General features: G+C 58.7%; 15 protein-coding genes and 1 pseudogene. 10 read left to right on the top strand and 6 right to left on the bottom strand.

Features of this window, described 5'->3' with window-relative positions; genetic code table 11:
• Window position 1 precedes the first annotated feature (1 nt).
• The 4 genes from AB7M29_RS23630 (at window position 2) to AB7M29_RS23615 (ending at window position 2,665) form a co-directional block, all read left to right on the top strand.
• Window positions 2-817 (top strand): YfaP family protein, encoded by an 816-nt coding sequence (locus tag AB7M29_RS23630; RefSeq protein WP_454248128.1) that lies wholly within the window; start codon window positions 2-4, stop codon window positions 815-817.
• 597 nt (window positions 818-1,414) lie between these two features.
• Window positions 1,415-1,732 (top strand): hypothetical protein, encoded by a 318-nt coding sequence (locus AB7M29_RS23625; RefSeq protein WP_454248127.1) that lies wholly within the window; start codon window positions 1,415-1,417, stop codon window positions 1,730-1,732.
• A gap of 70 nt (window positions 1,733-1,802) precedes the next feature.
• Complete coding sequence (locus tag AB7M29_RS23620; RefSeq protein WP_454248126.1) at window positions 1,803-2,153, top strand: DUF6152 family protein; 351 nt, start codon at window positions 1,803-1,805, stop codon at window positions 2,151-2,153.
• Window positions 2,153-2,665: a DUF6644 family protein gene (locus AB7M29_RS23615; protein WP_454248125.1), complete on the top strand. Its 513-nt coding sequence runs from the start codon at window positions 2,153-2,155 to the stop codon at window positions 2,663-2,665. The genes AB7M29_RS23620 and AB7M29_RS23615 overlap by 1 nt, the downstream gene beginning before the upstream one ends.
• Before the next feature lies 1 nt (window position 2,666).
• Here the strand turns inward: AB7M29_RS23615 and AB7M29_RS23610 are convergent, their stop codons facing one another.
• Window positions 2,667-3,455 carry an alpha/beta hydrolase gene (locus AB7M29_RS23610; protein WP_217857067.1) on the bottom strand — a complete coding sequence of 263 codons (789 nt, stop codon included), beginning with the start codon at window positions 3,453-3,455 and terminating at the stop codon, window positions 2,667-2,669.
• A gap of 122 nt (window positions 3,456-3,577) precedes the next feature.
• On the opposite strand from AB7M29_RS23610, the gene AB7M29_RS23605 reads away from it, so the two are divergent.
• Together AB7M29_RS23605 and AB7M29_RS23600 are read left to right on the top strand one after the other, a co-directional pair.
• Complete coding sequence (locus AB7M29_RS23605) at window positions 3,578-4,861, top strand: NTP/NDP exchange transporter (protein ID WP_454248124.1); 1,284 nt, start codon at window positions 3,578-3,580, stop codon at window positions 4,859-4,861.
• A 122-nt stretch (window positions 4,862-4,983) separates the two neighbouring features.
• Window positions 4,984-5,802, top strand: coding sequence for an aldo/keto reductase (locus AB7M29_RS23600; RefSeq protein WP_217857320.1), 819 nt, complete (start codon window positions 4,984-4,986; stop codon window positions 5,800-5,802).
• A gap of 146 nt (window positions 5,803-5,948) precedes the next feature.
• Here AB7M29_RS23600 and AB7M29_RS23595 read toward each other — a convergent pair whose 3' ends face one another.
• Together AB7M29_RS23595 and ftsH are read right to left on the bottom strand one after the other, a co-directional pair.
• Complete coding sequence (locus AB7M29_RS23595; protein ID WP_454248123.1) at window positions 5,949-7,769, bottom strand: DAHL domain-containing protein; 1,821 nt, start codon at window positions 7,767-7,769, stop codon at window positions 5,949-5,951.
• 162 nt (window positions 7,770-7,931) lie between these two features.
• On the bottom strand, window positions 7,932-9,758 hold the full coding sequence (ftsH, locus tag AB7M29_RS23590) for an ATP-dependent zinc metalloprotease FtsH (protein ID WP_454248122.1): 1,827 nt from the start codon (window positions 9,756-9,758) through the stop codon (window positions 7,932-7,934).
• Between the two features lie 389 nt (window positions 9,759-10,147).
• Here ftsH and AB7M29_RS23585 point away from each other — a divergent pair, with 389 nt between their 5' ends.
• A complete protein-coding gene (locus AB7M29_RS23585; protein ID WP_454248121.1) occupies window positions 10,148-10,645 on the top strand; it encodes a BCAM0308 family protein in 498 nt (165 codons plus the stop codon).
• A gap of 14 nt (window positions 10,646-10,659) precedes the next feature.
• On the opposite strand, the gene AB7M29_RS23580 is transcribed toward AB7M29_RS23585, so the two are convergent.
• The gene (locus AB7M29_RS23580; protein WP_454248120.1) at window positions 10,660-11,226 is read right to left on the bottom strand and encodes a phosphoribosyltransferase family protein; all 567 of its coding nucleotides are present in this window, start codon (window positions 11,224-11,226) and stop codon (window positions 10,660-10,662) included.
• A 240-nt stretch (window positions 11,227-11,466) separates the two neighbouring features.
• Between AB7M29_RS23580 and AB7M29_RS23575 the strand changes: the two genes are divergently transcribed.
• From AB7M29_RS23575 to AB7M29_RS23565, 3 genes and pseudogenes are all read left to right on the top strand, one after another.
• Window positions 11,467-12,162 carry a phosphoribosyltransferase gene (locus AB7M29_RS23575; RefSeq protein ID WP_454248756.1) on the top strand — a complete coding sequence of 232 codons (696 nt, stop codon included), beginning with the start codon at window positions 11,467-11,469 and terminating at the stop codon, window positions 12,160-12,162.
• A gap of 1 nt (window position 12,163) precedes the next feature.
• Complete coding sequence (locus AB7M29_RS23570) at window positions 12,164-12,826, top strand: dienelactone hydrolase family protein (protein ID WP_454248119.1); 663 nt, start codon at window positions 12,164-12,166, stop codon at window positions 12,824-12,826.
• 2 nt (window positions 12,827-12,828) lie between these two features.
• Window positions 12,829-13,122, top strand: a pseudogene (locus AB7M29_RS23565) (universal stress protein); the annotation flags it as partial.
• A 77-nt stretch (window positions 13,123-13,199) separates the two neighbouring features.
• Here AB7M29_RS23565 and AB7M29_RS23560 read toward each other — a convergent pair.
• Window positions 13,200-13,745 carry an Hsp20/alpha crystallin family protein gene (locus AB7M29_RS23560; RefSeq protein WP_454248118.1) on the bottom strand — a complete coding sequence of 182 codons (546 nt, stop codon included), beginning with the start codon at window positions 13,743-13,745 and terminating at the stop codon, window positions 13,200-13,202.
• A gap of 145 nt (window positions 13,746-13,890) precedes the next feature.
• The gene (locus tag AB7M29_RS23555; protein WP_454248117.1) at window positions 13,891-14,787 is read right to left on the bottom strand and encodes a DMT family transporter; all 897 of its coding nucleotides are present in this window, start codon (window positions 14,785-14,787) and stop codon (window positions 13,891-13,893) included.
• Window positions 14,788-14,831: the final 44 nt, after the last annotated feature.

The following is a 14,831-nucleotide window of genomic DNA, read 5'->3' as shown; positions in this document are numbered from 1 at the left end:
CATGAAACTCCGTTACCCACAGGTCCTCCTGTTCCTTTGTTCTTTTTGCGTATGGCCGACCACGTTCGCCACCGATAGCGCAGTCAAACTCGACACCCCCGTCGGTGGCTGGCGCACGGGCGCACCCGAAGGCGAAGGCGAAAGCTTTCGTCAGACGGTTAATTACCCGGCTTCGTCGGTCAACACACCGGTGGGGCAGGCCAACACCGCTCGCATTACTGGCCAGATCAAATCCGCGCCTAAGGGCAATGAGCCCGGCAAGCTGATCGTCAACGGCGTCAGCATGCCGCTGAAAATTGACCCCGCCGGTCGCTACGATCGCCCGTTCTCATTCCCCAACGGCAGCAACAGCGTTGAAGTCCGCAGCCCCGATGGCCAGCAGCGGCATCGCACCCAGTTCCTCAACACCAGCGGCGGTGCCACCCCGGCCAAGTTGCGAGTGCTGCTGGCCTGGGACAGCGACGGCACCGACCTCGACCTGCATGTCGTCACGCCTGACGGCGGCCACATCTGGTACGGCGACCGCGTCGCGGCCAACGGCGGCGCACTCGACGTCGACGTCACCACCGGCTACGGCCCGGAAATCTTCGCCATGCCCGCGCCGATCAAGGGGCAATATCTGGTGTACGTGAACTACTACGGTGGCGGGTATCGCAGTGATGAGGAGGGGCAGGAAGAGGCTGTTCAGGCCCTGACCACTGCGCACATCACGGTGATTACGGAGGAGGGGACGCCGAACGAGAAGATGGAAACGTTCCTGGTGCCGATGCGGGCGGTGGGGGAGTTGACGTTGGTTAAGGGGTTTAGTTATCCGTGAATGCAAATAGTCTCAGCAGTGCTGAGACTATTTGTTTGGCATTTGTCGCAGCGGTGCTGCGACAAATCAAAACTGGCAGCAGACTTTATTCAATCTGTAGCAGCTGCCGAGCCCGCGAGGCTGCGTTCGAGGACGAAGTCCTCGCAAATCGGTGTACACGGTCCTTCTGAAAGAACCGGTTACCTGATTTTACGACTGCTTCGCAGCCGAACGCAGGCTTCGCCAGCTGCTACAAGGGAGTGCGTCTGCTGTTAACTGGCTGGCAGAAGTGGTCGAGCCGGGAGCTCGAACGCCTGTTTGAGGGGGTTCTTGCGAGCCTCATCGCGAGCAGGCCGGCCTATCCACTACAAAACCCACAGTAAGACCGATAAACAAGCACTGTTTAATCGACATCTCCAGATACTCACTCAGGCTACACATCCTTTCTACCGCGAGCCGGTTTCAGCCCGACCAGCCTTTCGTCTCGCTCAAGGAGAAAGCTGCCGCAGATCGTTGTCGTATCACCTGCAGGCCCCACCGTTACGATCAGGGCGCTGATACGGTGGGCTGTGGGAAGTCCTGGCCTGTCACATAGTCTTTAATTGCAGAGGAAGTGAAATGAGCGCGAGACCCATGCTGGGCCTGTGGGTGGTGGCTGCGATGAGTTCAGTCATCTTGACGCCGGCGTCAGCGGATCACTGGCGAGGCGGGCGCGAGGGTGGCGAGTGGAAGGACGAGTACTGGGACGGGCCATGCAAGGTAAAGATCGAATCCAAAAACGATGAATACAAGGAAGAAATCAAATGCCCAAACGGCCGCGGTGCCAATTGGCGTCGTGGCGAGTGGAAAGACGAGTACCGGGAGCGTGGCTGCAAGGTCAAGATCGAAGCCAAGCGGGATGAGTACAAGAAAGAGGTCAAATGCGACGACGATTGATCGGTTGTTCGGGCTACGCTGTTCTCGCATGACTGATGTTAATCAATGACTGCAACAGGAGGACCGCATCATGAAAGCCTTGCTCAGGAGCATTGGACTGTCATCGCTGCTGGTGGCCACTGCGGCGTTCGCTCATCACGGCTGGAGTGAGTATGACTCCAGCAAATCCATGCAGTTGAACGGAACGATCGAGGAATCCGGCTATTCCCATCCACACGGGCTTCTGCGTCTCAAAACAGCCGACAAGACGTGGATCATCGTTCTGGCGCCGCCATCGCGCATGGAGAACCGTGGGCTGTCGAAGGACATGCTGAAGGTCGGTACGACGGCTACCGTGGTCGGCTACCCGAATCGAAACAAACCTGATGAACTGCGAGCAGAACGCATCATCATCGGCGATAAAACCACTGAGTTGCGCTGATGGACACCATAGGTGCCCGCGCGGGGACAGGTCCGGATAGCTGGCTGGACTGGTTGGATGACTCGCGACTTGGTCTGGCCATGCGAAGCGAGCTGTGGCTTTACCCGATAGTCGAGGTGGTTCACATCATTGGCTTCGTGTTGCTTGTCGGCTCAGTGGTCATGTTCGATCTGCGGGTGCTTGGCCTGTCCAAAGATATTCCGGTGACGGCGCTGGCTCGGCATCTGCTGAGATGGTCCGTTGCTGCCCTGGTGTTGATCGTACCGGCCGGCCTGATGATGTTTACAGCCCATTCCCATGACTTCGCCACCAACAACATTTTCATTTTAAAGTTGTGCCTGATCGCTACGGCGGGCATTAACGCAGGCCTTTTTCACGTCGGTGTTTACCGTTCAGTCGCCCGGTGGAACACAGGCATCGCGGCACCGGCAATTGCCAGAGTGCAGGCAGTGTTCTCGATGGGGTTATGGGGCACCGTGGTGTTGTGCGGCCGACTGTTGGCTTACACCTGATTCACAGCGCGGAACCCAGCAGTTTGAGGTACTGCGGGCTTTCGGATATCGAGTTGTGGCCCGAGCCCGGTATCACCTGCAGCGTGGCCACGCCCTTGGCGAAATTCGTGTAGAGCTTTTCCGTGCTTGAGCGCGGTATGACTTCGTCGTGCTCGGCGGCGATCAACAGCGTCGGTACGGTGATGTGAGCGGCGTATCTCCAGGATTCGAACCTGTCCCGAAGCAGCCACTTCACCGGGAACCAGCGGAACTGCCGGGCGGCGAGGTCTTCAAGGCTGTTGTAGGGCGTGATCAAAATCAGCCGAGAGGCCGGGCGTTGGCTGGCGAGGCGCAGGGCGACGCCCGAACCCAGGCTGCGTCCGACCACGGCGATAGTGGGATGGGTGTTGTAGACCATGTCGAACAAGGTCATGGCATCGCGCTGAATCGCTTCTTCGGACGGCGACCCGGAGCTGCCACCGTAGCCTCGGTAATGCAGCAAGTAGATCGCATGATCCGCAAAGGCCTGCGAAAAATCGGGCAGGCTGCGGGAAACGTCCTCGGCATTGCCGCCGAAGTAAATCAACGCCTTCGGTCCGTCGTGCGGCCTGACCGTCACCAACACCTGCGCATCGGCGACTTGCAGCGTGAGCAGCGTTTCGGGTGCGTCGATGGCGCGGGGTTGCGGGTAGTAGATGAGGGCGCGTTGAAACACGAACAGCGCGGCGCAAAGCACCAAGTACGCAACGACAAGGAATGCGAAGAGAGACATCAGGGTTCGCGACATTCGGCTAACTTTAGTGGACGACATGGACTGCTCTGGGCCTGACGACGGCTATCGCTTGAGCGCTGTCAGAGTGTAGTACATCGATATTTGCCGCACGGGAGCGCACCGATGTCCAAGGTTCGACGCTTGTATCCGATTGCTGCGCCATGACGGCCACCGGCGCGTTGAAATGGGTCAAGGTTCTGCCGTCTGAACGAACGGCCCTGATGCTGGGTTTCGCCTTCCATTTCTGCGTGCTCGCCAGTTATTACCTGGTGCGACCTTTGCGCGATGCCTTGGGCCTTGAGGGCGGTGCCGACAAGTTGCAATGGCTGTTCACCGCCACATTCGTGGTGATGCTGCTGATGGTGCCGCTGTTTGGCGCGCTGGTTTCGCGTCTGCCTGCCATGCGCTTCGTGCCGTTGATCTATCGCTTGATAGCCTTGTCGATGCTGGTGTTTGGCGTGTTAATCGCTCAGCGCATTGCGCCGGTGACAGTAGGGCGGGTGTTTTTCGTCTGGATCAGCATCTACAACCTGTTCATCGTTTCGATTTTCTGGAGTGTGCTGGTCGACCGCTTTTCCAGCGAGCAAGGGCGGCGACTGTTCGGTTTCATTGCGGCGGGTGGAACCCTGGGCACGTTTATCGGGCCATTGCTGGCCGCGACCATGGCCACAAATCTTGGGCCGGTAGCGTTGACCGTCGCGGCGGCCGTGCTGCTGGAGTGTGCGGTGCGTTGCTATCGGGCGCTGTTGTCGCGCACAGCGTCGCAGTCCGGCAGCCGTTGGCTGGATGAGCGGCGCATGGGCGGCAGCATGCTGGCCGGGGTCACGCTGATCCTGCGCTCGCGCTATCTGATGGGGCTGGTGCTGTTCATGCTGTTGCACACCAGTGCCGCGACCTTGCTGTATTTCGAACAGGGACGAATTGTCGCTGGCAGCTATGCTGATGTGGCCAGCAGGACGCAATTCTTCGCCGTCGTCGATTTGATCGTGTCGGCGCTGACCCTGCTATTTCAACTGTTGCTGACCGCGCCGTTGATCCGCCTGATCGGCATCGGCGGGGCGCTGGTGGCGTTGCCGTTGGCGACAATCATGGCGTTTAGCGCCATGGCCCTGGCACCCGTGCCGGCAACCGTCGCGCTGGCGCAAGGGCTGCGCCGCGCCGTCGAGTTCGCCATCGTGCGCCCGGCGCGAGAGGTGCTGTGGACGGTGGTGAGCCGCGAGGAAAAGTACAAGGCCAAGAATGTGATCGAAACCCTGGTGTATCGCGGCGGCGATGCCGCCAGTGGCTGGCTCTCCGCCGGGTTGACGGCGCTGGGCGCGGGGTTTGGGCTGGTAGCGGTAGTGATCATGCCGTTTGCCGGGCTGTGGGGCTGGTTATGTCTGTGGCTGGCCAGACGACAAGAGCAAAGGGCGAGCATGAATGAACAGCCAGGGGGAATTCCATGACAGATCCTGCTGTCTTCACGCGTAGAAGACTACTTACGTTGGCTGCCGGTGTTTCGGCGGTCTTCACCTTCGATCCGGCCTTTGCCGCATCGGCGCCGTCGACGGAAACAGGAGGCAAGAACATGCTGACCCGAGCCATTCCTTCCAGCAACGAGCCGTTACCCATGGTCGGGTTGGGCACGTATCGCGGCTTTGATGTCGCGCCTTCCGACGCAGCCTACAAGCAACTGCCCGCCGTGCTCATCGCGTTGTTTGAGAAGGGCGGCACAGTGATCGACAGCTCGCCCATGTACGGTCGCGCCGAGCAGACGACCGGGGAATTGCTGTCGATCCATCGGCCTCGTTCGCCTGCGTTTCTGGCCACCAAGGTCTGGACCCAGGGGCGCGAAGAAGGCATTGCGCAGATGGAGCAGTCGTTCAAGCTGTTGCAGACCGACCGTATCGATCTGATGCAGATTCACAACCTGCTGGATTGGAAAACCCACCTGCCCACCCTGCGCCAATGGAAGGCAGAAGGGCGCATCCGCTACATCGGCATCACCCATTACACGGCGTCGGCGTATGACGAAGTGGAGGCGGTGTTGAAAGCCGAGCCGATGGACTTTTTGCAGATCAACTATGCCCTGGACGACCGCGGCGTCGAGAAGCGAATCCTGCCGCTGTGTCGCGAGCGCGGTGTGGCGGTGATCTGCAATCGGCCTTTCGGCGGCGGTGGCTTGCTCGCTCGATTGAAAGGCAAACCGCTGCCGGGATGGGCCGCGCAAGTGGGGGTCAATAGCTGGGCGCAACTGGCGCTCAAGTTCTTGCTGGCTCATCCAGCGGTGACTTGCGTCATTCCCGGCACGAGCAACCCGCGCTACATGGCGGAAAACGCCGGTGCGGGTTTCGGCCCGATGCTCACGGATGCGCAGCGTCAACAGTTGATGGTCTTGGTGGGGTAGTCGTGTTGACGGGACGGCTAATGATAGTGAGTAAAACCACAATCCATGTGGGAGCGGGCTTGCTCGCGAAGGCGGTGTGTCAGGCAACATTAATGTCGACTGACACTCCCTCTTCGCGAGCAAGCCCGCTCCCACAGGTTCTGCGCTTAATTGACTGACATTCCAGCGGTCGGCAATACGTCAGCAGTCTCCAGCGGAATCTCCAGGGTGAAAACCGCTCCGTGGCCTGGTCCATCGCTATGGACGCGAAGATGCCCGTTCATCTCTACCGCCGCGAGCGCGCAACTGTGCAGGCCAAAACCATGACCTTCCTTGCGCGTGGTGAAGCCGTGATTAAAGATGCGGGTCATGTTCTCCGCAGCGATCCCTTCGCCCTGATCCTCCACGCTGAGGCGCAGCGTTGTGTTATCGATAATCTTGACGCCCAGCGTCATATGGCGCTGACGGTCGCTGACCTTGGTCATCGCATACTTGGCATTGCTGATCAGGTTGATCAGGATCAACAGCAGTCGGTGTTTGTCGCCGATGATCGTCGGCGTGTCCTGATAGTCCTTGGTGACTACGACATGGTGCCGACTCAAGGCGCCGGAATTCATGCGCAATGCATCTTCGAACAGATCGACGACGTTCAACGGTTCGACCAGCCTGGCGGCACCGGCATAGGCCTGTTGGGTGGAAACGATGTCCTTGATGTGATCGATGCTTTTGGTGAGTTGTGACAGTTCGTCAACGATGCTCGATTGCTCGGCCGCGATAGAGTCGACCAATTGATTGAGGTAAAGGGGAAGCAATTTGCCCTTTTCATCAAGCGTGATGAACTGCCCCAGGTCTTCGGCATGCTCGTTCATCATTTTCACCGCTTTACCCAGGCCCAGGGTTTTGCTGGCCGCCAATTTGCGGGTAATCAAGTCTGCCGAGACGTTAACGCTGTTCAGCACATTGCCGACGTTGTGCAGCACATTGGTCGCGATCTCCGCCATGCCGGCCATCCGCGCGGCTTCGACCAGTTCGCGCTCGGCTTCCAGCAGTTCGCGGGTACGTTCTTCTACGCGTTGCTCCAGTCGCTCGTTTGCCGTTTGCAACTCATTGTTCATCTTGTTGATCAGGGCATAACTGCGAATCAGGCGGGCGGCCAGGTACAACAACAGTAGTGCCATGATGCCGGCGCATATTCCGAGATACAGGTGATATTGGCGGTATGTCGCACCGGCGCGCCGTTGTGTCTCGTTCAATAACTCGTTGATGCTGTCCAGTTGCTGTGCGACTGGCATCACACTGATGCGATCAAGCAGGTCATTGACGATGGGCTGCTCTCGAACGATCGCGTTCACAGCGTCGACAAAGGCAGTGAAAGGCGGGCGCTGCTCCGGCGGCAGTTGATTGATGTATTCATTTAGATCGTTCAGATGTCCGGAGATTTCCTCGGCCCTTTCGGTGGAGACATAGAGGGCGTATTCGAGGGTGTCCAATGTAAGATCGAGCACCAGTGCGGCCGCTGCAAGATGCCCCTCCGGGTGTTTGTCGTTGAAATCTTCCCCCAGCGCCTGAATGTCATCTTCCAGCTCAGGCAGGGCATCCAGTGAAGTTCGCAACACCGTGTTGTGCTGTTTGAATTGCTCAACCAAGCGGGTTTTGTTTTCCACCGCATCCAGATAACCCTGCCGTCGAGATTGCCAAAGGGTCGAAAGCGGGCCGGTCGCGTTGAGGTTGTCGAGCTGCTCCCATCGCTGCTCTGCTTCAGGATGCGCCACCAGAAGCAAATTGTTGTTTATGCCGATTTTGGCTCGCAGAATCTTCACGTTCCAGTTGGCATCGAACTGCTTGAGTTGGCGAACGAAGTCGCGCGACTCGAAGTAGGTCGACGTGTCGTACGAGAAGGATTTGATCAGCAAAAATATCAGTACGCTGAAAAGGGTCAGCGCAATGGCGCCCAAGGCAGTCCATTTGTAATGATTGGAGAGCTTCATTGGCAATCCTCCCTTGGCCATCCTGGGGAAGAGAGACTGCCAACGGTTAATGAGTTCCATTTTTGCGCTCCCTGCAAAATGGCGATAATCACCACATTGTTTGTAAGCCTAGCGTTGTTGGCGAACAGTGTCGGAAAAAACACTGAACGGGGATCAGTGGCGTCACAGCCGCGGTAATGCCGGGGCTGGCTTTAACGGCAGCAGAGGCGGGAATTCCTCGGGGGTGAGGGTTTCCTTTTCCAGCAACAGGCGGGCGCCCTCATCCAGGTCGGCCCGGCGACTCTCCAGCAATGCCTTGGCCCGTTGGTAGGCTTCATCGAGCAGGGCACGAATACCCAGGTCGATTTCCCGGGCGGTCTGTTCCGAATAATCCTTCTCGCCCACCGTGGCCATGCGGTCTCCCAGGTACGTTGCGTTTTGCCGCTCCAGCACCGATTGCCCGAGTTCGGCGCTCATGCCGAACCGGGTGATCAATTGGCGGGCAATATCGGTCGCGCGGCCCAGATCATCGGCTGCCCCGGTGGAGATCTGGCCATAGACCAGATCTTCGGCGGCGCGCCCGGCCATCAGCACAACAATCCGGTCCTTGAGGGTCTGGCAACTGATCAGGAAGTGATCCTCGGTCGGTCGCTGCAGGGTATAGCCGAGCGAGCCGATGGCGCGGGGCACAATCGACACTTTATGCACCGGGTCCATCGCCGGCAGCGTGCTGGCGGCCAGGGCATGCCCCATTTCGTGATAGGCCACCACCCGGCGTTCGTCGGGATCGAGCAGGCTGCTCTTGCGTTCGAGCCCCGCGATGAGGCGTTCTACCGCCGCGGTGAAATCGTTCAGGCTGACCGCTTCGGCGCCGCGCCGGGTGGCGACGATGGCCGCTTCGTTAACCAGATTGGCCAGGTCGGCGCCGGTGAAACCGGTGGTGATCTCGGCGATACGCGCGCCATCGAGCCCCGGCTCCACGGTGATTTTCTGCATATGAACCTTGAGGATCGCCTCCCGCCCTTTGCGATCGGGGCGGTCGATCAGAATCTGCCGGTCGAAGCGCCCGGCCCGCAACAGCGCCGGGTCGAGGACCTCTGGCCGGTTGGTCGCGGCCAGCAACACGACGCCCTCACGGGGATCGAAGCCGTCCAGTTCGGCCAGCAACTGGTTGAGGGTCTGTTCTTTTTCGTCATTACCGCCCAGCGTACCGACGCCGCGCATCTTGCCCAGCGCGTCGAGTTCATCGATGAAGATGATGCAGGGCGCCGCTTGTCGTGCCTGTTCGAACAGGTCGCGCACCCGGGCCGCACCGACCCCGACGAACATCTCGACGAATTCGGACCCCGAGATCGAGAAAAACGGTACACCGGCTTCGCCAGCGATAGCTTTGGCCACCAGGGTCTTGCCGGTGCCTGGCGGGCCGACCAGCAAGGTGCCCTTGGGAATGTGCGCGCCCAGGCGTGCGTATCGCTCCTTGTCCTTGAGAAACGAGACGATTTCCACCAGCTCGGCCTTGGCTTCGTCAATGCCCGCGACATCAGCGAAGGTCACTCCGGTATCGCGTTCGACAAACACCTTGGCCCGGGATTTGCCGACATTCATCAGCCCGCCAAGGCCCTGTTTATCCGCCATCCCGCGAAACAGGAAATGCCAGAACACCATGATCATGATGAACGGCAACAACCAGCCCAGCAGGCTGTTCATAAAGGTATTTTCGGTGGTTCCGGTAAAACCGACGCCCGATTGAGAGAGTTCGGTTGCCAGTGCCGGATCGACCCGCACCGTGGAAAACCGCTCGCGTCCGTCGATGGGCTCTTGCAACTTGCCGCTGATCTGGTCCTTCTCGACCCGCAAATCACTGACTTTTTGCTCGCTCAACAGTTGCAGGAATTGGCTATACGGGAGGGGCTGCACGGCCTGGCGCTCGCCAAAGAATATCTGCATGAGGCTCAGCACGATAAAAGCGATCGCGAAGTAGGACAGGTTCCACTGGTCGTTCTTTTTCATGGCCTTGGCTCAGAGTGGGAACGCAGGGTCGTTTACAACGGGCCGCGACCGCGCGGTCAGGGTTGTTCCACGCCCAAGGGATGAAAAGTCGTTGAAAAACGACACCCTGTTTCTGCAGGCCAGCGGCCGACCCCTTTTATAAAGATAGCCTGCTTCAGCTTCTCCCTCGCGGGTGAAGCGCTACACCGTGCGCCCCCTGCCAATAGTGGGGTGACCGACTGTCGGTTGTTGGCCCGAATTGATAATTATCAACCTGTGCAGCAAGGAATCGGGTCCAAATTAAGTCTTGAAGTTCACGGTGTTTTCAATGCGCGCCGCTGCAAGAGGGGCGATTTGAAAACACGGCTTCGCGTGGGATTTTTATCCAAGTCATTTGTGAGGAAAAGACCATGGACAAGTATCAGCAAAGTCAAAAAAACAAGCTGTTCAAAACCTCGGCGCATGATCCGTATTGTTTGCCGCGAGTCGAAGGTTCTGCCATCTGCTCGGAGTGTGGAGCCGCTTATCAAGCGGGTAACTGGACCTGGAAGATTCCTGAAAACACGGTGATTCATGACGCGCAATCGATGATCTGCCCTGCCTGTCGGCGTACCAATGACAACAGGCCTGCCGGTACGCTGACGCTATCGGGCAGCTTCTTGCTCGATCATCTGAATGAAATCGTCAACCTGATCAAAAATACCGAGGAACAGGAAAAAGCAGAACATGCCCTGGAGCGCCTCATCAGCCTGACCGATTCAGAGGATGCGCTGATTGTGACCACCACCGGTATCCATCTCGCGAACCGCTTGGGCCATGCCCTTGAAGCGGCGTTCAAAGGACACTCCGATTATCAGTACAACGATGACGAGTACGGGCTGAGCGTCAGCTGGACGCGTGACGACTAGAACCAGGCAGCGAGTCAGCGGGCGGCGCCATGACGCAGCACTTCAATGCAAAACTCCATTTCGTAGGGGGGCACGTTGCATTCGACGATGTCATGGGCGGCCACTTGCAGGTGCACGCCGACAATATTGGCATGGATCGGCTGCTGGCAGACATGCCGGTCGACCAGGACTGCCGTGTAGACCCGACGAGCACCGAGTTGCGCCAGGTACGCGCAGGTGCGCAGGAGCGAATGGCCTTCAAACAGCACATCATCGACAACCAGCAGGGTGGTATTGGCAAGGTCCAGCGTGTTGAGAAGCGGATTCTCGGTCAGTGCAGTCTGTGCATGCAGCACCTTGAGGTCATCGGCATAGCGCTTGACCTTCAGGGGGTAGAGAGGCAGTTCTGGCTGGCCGGTCTGACGTGACAGATGTTGCCGTAAACGCTGTGCCAGCGGCTCACCGCGGCGCTGGATGCCAATCAGTGCCGCTTGAGCGGGCGGCAACAGGGTTGCGGCTTGGCGCGCCATCGCCTGCAGCACCGAATCGAGTTCATCGCTGTCGTACAAGCGCAACCGCTGACTCGCAGGCAGGTCAGGCATGGCAGTCTCCCGTCGAGGGCCGATGGGTGAATCATAGCGTAAGGGTTGTGTGGGGCATGGGCGTGGGAGGACCAGTGGACAGCCTTGTGCAGGGAGTTGATATAAATCAACCACAAAGGGACTTCAGGAGCGGAGTCTAAACTTGATTCAGTGAGGATCCGACGGCTGCCCACGGTCTGGAGAAGCCAGGGCACGGTGATACGAACCGACAGGCGTGATCGCCCGGGGAGGTTTCAAGTGATTCAGAGTCCTTCGTCACAAACCATCTTGCGCGACCGGGTTGATGCCGGTCGAAGACTGGTAGAACCGTTGCTCAAATACGCACATCGACCCGATGTCATCGTTCTCGCCTTACCCCGTGGCGGCGTTCCGGTCGCCTATGAAGTGGCCACAGCCCTGGAAGTTCGCCTTGACCTGATGCTGGTCCGCAAGCTCGGGGTGCCCTCTCACGAGGAGTTCGCCATGGGCGCCATTGCCAGTGGCGGCATACAAATCGTCAATGAAGAGGCGCTGCGGGCAAACCGTATCGATCAATGCACACTCGATAACGTGGTTGCACGGGAAACGCAGGAACTGTTGCGTCGCGAGCGTGCATACCGTGGGACGCGCACGCCGGTGCAACTCAAGGATCAGGTGGTGATTCTGGTCGACGACGGCCTGGCGACCGGGGCCTCGATGATGGCGGCGATACACGCGGTGCGCCTGCAATCACCGTCCCGCATCGTCGTTGCGGTGCCAGTGGCACCGCTTGATACGCTCGAAGCCCTGTATAGCGAAGTCGATGAGGTGATCTGCCCGCTCATTCCTGAGTGGATGATGTCGATCGGTTATTGGTACATGAACTTTTCCCAGACCTCGGACGATGAAGTCATCGATCTGTTGCAACGGGCCTGGCACAGAGAATCCGGCGGGAGCGTTCCCGGCCAGGAGGATTGAAATGATTGAAGCTCGCTATCGAAAGCTGGACCTGGGGGACGTGGCGCTGTCTGCCGACCTGCGTCTGCCCAAGAACGCTGTCGGCCTGGTGGTCTTCGTCCATGGCAGCGGCAGCAGTCGTTCAAGCCCGCGCAATCAACAAGTTGCCGAGTCGCTGGCCCGGCGAGGGCTGGGCACATTACTGTTCGATCTGCTCACGGAACCGGAGCAACGCCTGGACAATCAGACCCGGAAATTGCGTTTCGACATCGAGCTGCTTTCCGGACGGTTGGTGAAGGTGATCGACTGGATTGGCCAGGATGCCGAACTGCAACAGCTTCGGATCGGATTGTTCGGCGCCAGCACCGGTGCCGCTGCGGCGCTAATGGCAGCGGCCGAGCGTGCGGACGTGGTGCATGCCGTGGTGAGCCGAGGAGGGCGGACCGACCTGGCGGGGGCGGCGCTGGCCCGCGTGAAGGCACCGACCCTGCAGATTGTCGGTGAGCAGGATCCGGTGGTGCTCAGTCTTAATGCGCAAAGCAGTCATGCACTGCACTGTGAGAAACGTCTGGAAGTCGTGCCGGGCGCTACGCATCTTTTTGAAGAGTCAGGTGCGCTTGAAGCAGTCGCCAGGCTGGCTGGCGACTGGTTCGAGCGGTATTTGCACGGTCCGGGAACCGGCTGAGGCCAATCGCGACACTGAATGGCAGTTTGAGAGACGCAGTCAGCGATGCTCAGCTGGAGGCCTTCGAAGTGCTTGCCGAGCGCTACGGAATCGAGAAACAACAGCAACATTTACTGCCTGGGATCCCCCCTGAGGTGATCGCACATTTTGCGCAACGACATGCCTTCGACATGGTGGTATTGGGGACGACCTACCATCACGGGATCGATATTTTTATCGGCAGTACGGCCGAAAGTGTGTTGAACCGGGCGCCCTGCAGTTTGACGATCATCAAGCCATTGCCCCAGGTCGGCTGACTGGTCTCTTTCGCGAAACAACAAAAAGCCCCCGGCCGGTTTCCCGGTAAGGGGCTTTCTATTGCGTGAAGGGCGATTCAACTGGATTTGATTTGCACCTTTTTGTCCGCGTTCATGGCTTCGGGCTTCTTGGGCAGCGAAATACTCAGCACGCCTTTGCTGAAGTTCGCCTCGATCTTGTCGGCATCGACACCTTTGGGCAGGCTGAACGCCCGCTGGAAGGAGCCATAGTGACGCTCTGACAGGTGATAGCCCTTTCTTTTTTCTTCCTTATCCTCTTTCTTTTCACCCTTGATGATCAGATTGCCGTTGGATAATTTGATGTCGATATTTTCCTGATCCATGCCTGGCAATTCAGCGGTGATTTCGAAACTTTCCTCCTTCTCGGTAATGTCCACCGCAGGCAGGCTGCGACCGATAAACTCCCGACTCCAGAACGGTTCGACATCGAACAGCCCACGCCGGAAAGGCGTCAGCGCCGAGCCACGATTGAAGTCTTCGAACAGGTGATCGACCTGCTGGCGCAGTTTTTCCAGGGGGCGCCAAGGGTCTGTTGTCATCTGTTGCTGATCGGTTTTTTCGTCGTCGGTGTGCACCGGCATTTTCTTCTCGAAATTGGCCATTTTTCATTCCTCCTTTCCAGTACGGCGGTGGGCCGGGAACATCTCGGAGGCCGGTCCACCACAACAGATTCAGGCCTTACCTCAAAAGGTTAGTATTCCTGTGGCTCAGAGGCCGACCAACAGTCGGTTTCTGACCACGAGCCGTCTATTTCGAGAACTTGCGCGCACCGACCACGCAAAGGATCACCGCAATGGTCACACCCAACATGCCAAGGCTGACTTGCTCATGCAGCAGCGTGGCCGCCAGCGCCAGGCCAAAAAACGGCTGTAGCAACTGAAGCTGACCGACGGCGGCAATCCCGCCTTGGGCCAGCCCGCGGTACCAGAACACGAAGCCGAGAAACATGCTGAACAGCGAGACGTAAGCCAGGCTGAACCACGCGGTCGGGGTGATTCCCGAGAGTGAAGGCGGGGCCAGGAACCAGGTCAGCGGAATCATGACGGGCAACGACAGCACCAAGGCCCAGGAAATCACCTGCCAGCCACCCAGTGTTCTTGAAAGCTTCGCGCCTTCTGCGTAGCCCAATCCGCAGGCGAGGATGGCCAGCAATATCAGGATGTCCCCCGCAGGAGAAGCGGTCAGGCCTTGGGAAACGGCAAACCCCACCACCAGCACGCTTCCGAGCACCGAGAAAAACCAGAAAACCGGCCGCGGACGCTCGCCACCGCGCCAGACCCCGAAGGCTGCCGTGGCCAGTGGCAACAGGCCAACGAAGACGATGGAATGCGCAGACGTCATATATTGCAGCGCCAGCGCAGTCAGCAGCGGAAACCCGAATACAACGCCAAGAGCGACGATTGTCAGGGAGAAAAGCTGACTTTTGGCTGGCCGTTTTTCGTTGAAAAGCAGCAGCATGCACAGCGCCAAAAGGGCAGCGATGCTGGCCCGCGCAACCGTCAAAAAGACCGGGTCAAATTCCAGAACGGCCACCCGTGTCGCGGGCAGCGAGCCGCTGAAAATGAGCACGCCAATGAACCCGTTGAGCCAGCCGCTCGCGGTCTTTTCCGGGGTGTGGGTTTGCAGGTTCGATGTACGTTCCATTGAGGACTCCCTTTATGCAGGTTGCATGGGAGGCATCGTATGGA

The sequence above is a fragment of the Pseudomonas sp. F-14 TE3623 genome, from assembly GCF_053629015.1.
The sequence above is the reverse complement of the archived record's forward strand: the minus strand, read 5'-3'. Positions and strand labels throughout refer to the sequence as shown.